Annotated in this window: 3 protein-coding genes and 1 pseudogene; all 4 read right to left on the reverse strand. The window is 35.6% G+C overall.

The genetic code is table 11. From position 1 onward, the window contains the following. Window positions 1-225 (reverse strand): hypothetical protein (locus H5161_RS20015; RefSeq protein ID WP_220493591.1); only part of this gene is annotated, 225 nt, incomplete at its 3' end. A 679-nt stretch (window positions 226-904) separates the two neighbouring features. Next, window positions 905-1,126 carry a hypothetical protein gene (locus tag H5161_RS19870; RefSeq protein ID WP_002961860.1) on the reverse strand — a complete coding sequence of 74 codons (222 nt, stop codon included), beginning with the start codon at window positions 1,124-1,126 and terminating at the stop codon, window positions 905-907. Window positions 1,127-1,406: 280 nt separating this feature from the next. Beyond that, complete coding sequence (locus H5161_RS19875) at window positions 1,407-2,381, reverse strand: transposase (protein WP_182733502.1); 975 nt, start codon at window positions 2,379-2,381, stop codon at window positions 1,407-1,409. Beyond that, window positions 2,354-2,864 (reverse strand): annotated as a pseudogene (locus H5161_RS19880) (DUF547 domain-containing protein); the annotation flags it as partial. The pseudogene H5161_RS19880 and the gene H5161_RS19875, both read right to left, overlap by 28 nt.

The following is a 2,864-nucleotide window of genomic DNA, read 5'->3' on the forward strand; positions in this document are numbered from 1 at the left end:
TTTGTCAAGTTTAGCATTTATTCTTCTGGATGGCCCCATATCAAGAACATTCGATTCTAATAATATGTTCACAGGTTCAAAGTTTATTGTTAACTTAGATTTAGGTGAATAACCGCTAAATTGAGAGTAGGCTTTATCCTCAGCGTGAAGATATTTTGGGGCGCTTAAAAGCAACAACAAACAACTAAACTTGATCAATAAACTAACTAATTTAAATAAACTCATAAAAAATCCTTATTTTGAGTAGAATAGCCCACATTCTTCATGAGCAACATAACGAGTCTGTAGATTAACTCGTTTTTTATGTATTTTTATTGATAAACAAACCATAGCTGAGTTCCTATTTTCGTTCAATTGATTACTGTAATTTTACGCAGAATATAAAAAAGTGTTTGATATTGTTTTAATTGGCGTTTTGGAAGGGGTTGCGGCTGGTTGAGTAGCTTTAATTTAGGGTAAAAGGGCCTCCCTTTCTTAATTCATCGTCTTTTGCAACTTTTCTATTTTATGAACAAGGCAATACAGTTGCCGCAGTGTAAAGTAAAGGCATCCACTTTTTTTTTGACCCCGTAAGGTCAATTTATTCATGCCTTTATTCACTGTAATATTCCGCTTTTTATTTAAAGGAAAGCGGGCTCTATACAGCCGAGTCGTTTGCCATTCTTTAATAAACAGCTATCGTAGCCCGATTGGGCTGTCTATTTTTACTTTCATTTTGTCTACATAGCTCAGCTTTTTGCGTGATTCATTATTTATAATAATGCACTCTTCATACTGTTTTTGTTGGCTTTTTTCCTAATGATTAGGATAGGTGTCATCCTAATCATTATTTTCCTCAAAGTGATGAGGAGGTGTCCACTAAAACGGGTCAGGAGCATTGTCCTTGTTTAACAGCTTGTTATAACTAATTACCACTTCTAAGCTGTTCTTTTAAGTTAAGGTTTTCATTTTTCAATATTTCAACTTGCTGCTTGTAAGATGCAACTTCACTTTTTAAGCTAGAAACATCAGACTGTATCTCATCTAGTTTTTCTACAATTTCTATGGAACGCGCATTCCCCAAAAAGAGAACAATTAACGCTATTACGAATAACGTGCCACCAGTTAACTTTACTTTTGATTCCATCCACTACAGCTCCTTTGGTTATAACAATTTTGTCTACGACATTTGTCGTTTTATAAACCGACAAATGTCCATGTATTACAATGCATTTATCTTAACCATCAAATAAACACCTGTAAACAATAAGTTAACTGAAAATTATTTTTAATCAGTGCGCAAATGCACCGAAATGGTGGAGATCAGTAATATTGGATAAAACAAAAAGTAATAATTAGAATGGGTGTCAGCCTAATTATTCACCAATAAAAGTATCTGTTTTAAATTTAACTGAATGGTTTTTAATTTATGCTAATAGCTTTTCGCAGTTACTGATATTCGCTCGCCGCTTTCGCTTTAAGTTTTCACAGTAACTTGCTTGTGAGGTCGGCCTGCCTACTGCGCCGTGAAATACGCGCGTAAATTGCGTAGTGAGTTTTAGCCAGTTATCTCGGGATATATTAAGCCTTTCTAGTAAAGGAAGGTTCATATTATCAATATGCCCGCACTTATCCTCTCGTATTATTCGCCCTGTTAGCTCAACGAGTTCAAGGTACGATTTAAGCTCAAACGGCAGCCCTTTAGGCATAATCTGACGTGGCATGCCTGCAAAACGTAGTAACTGCTTAGGTTGTTTACCTTCTGCCGCGCATGTTAAGCGATTTTGTACACTGGTATGGTCTGACTCTTCTGGTGTGTTAGCCATTTTAGCTCTAATGGGATTTAAATCAACATAGGCCATACAGGCTGCAAGTGCTGCTTCATCTAGTAATGCTTGCGATTTGAATCTACCCTCCCAGAACCTCCCTGTGCAGTTATCTTCTTTATTTGCTCTGCGGGCAATGTCTTCATTTAACACCCGCATAAACCAGCTAATACTTGATAGGCGCTCTCGATATTCCTTTACTGTTTGATTAAAAAAGATAAGCTCAACTTTACTTAGCCTTTCACCCTGTATGTACTTTTGCGTTAACAATGTGCCTTTGCACAGCTTGTGCCAGTGAATAACAATCGCTTTATCATTCAGCCTGTTTGCTTTCTTATCATCTACATACAGTACTAAATGGGTGTGATTACTCATTACGGCATAAGCACATACATCAATACAAAATACTTTAGCTAATTCAAGCAGCTTATCTTCAACCCACCCTCGGCGATGCTCATAAGATTGACCAGTAAAACGATCTTCCCCACATAAAAATGCACGACGAACACAGCGTGAAATACAGTGATAGTATTTTGTATCAACCAAACTTACTTGACGCTTTCTTGCGATAGCCATAAGACACCCTGCTTATTTTTTATACTAAACAAAACGTAGTCCTTAATTTTAAAAAGAGCAAAATTAAAGATGGGTGTCACTGTTATTTCTAGTGAGTCAGGACCAGTTAATATTTTTTCTAAACTAACTATTGGATAGCGCTTAACAATTTCGTTAATTAAAGTAATGTTATAAAGATTAAGCCAATAGGCCAATTGCTCTTGTTTTGAATATAAATTAAGGTTGTTTTTCTTGGGCAATGATTCTAAATATTTTTTAACATCATTGACTAAACTTTTTTGTTTAGGAGATTTTATCAACTCATATGTGAATCTGTTGCTTTCATTATGGGTAGCACTGGGGAAAACATTTCTTAACTTAGTACCTATCGGAGGTTTGTCAAGTTTAGCATTTATTCTTCTGGATGGCCCCATATCAAGAACATTCGATTCTAATAATATGTTCACAGGTTCAAAGTTTATTGTTAACTTAGATTTAGGTGAA

The organism is Pseudoalteromonas sp. SG43-5, assembly GCF_014164345.1.
GTDB classification, from domain to species: domain Bacteria; phylum Pseudomonadota; class Gammaproteobacteria; order Enterobacterales; family Alteromonadaceae; genus Pseudoalteromonas; species Pseudoalteromonas distincta.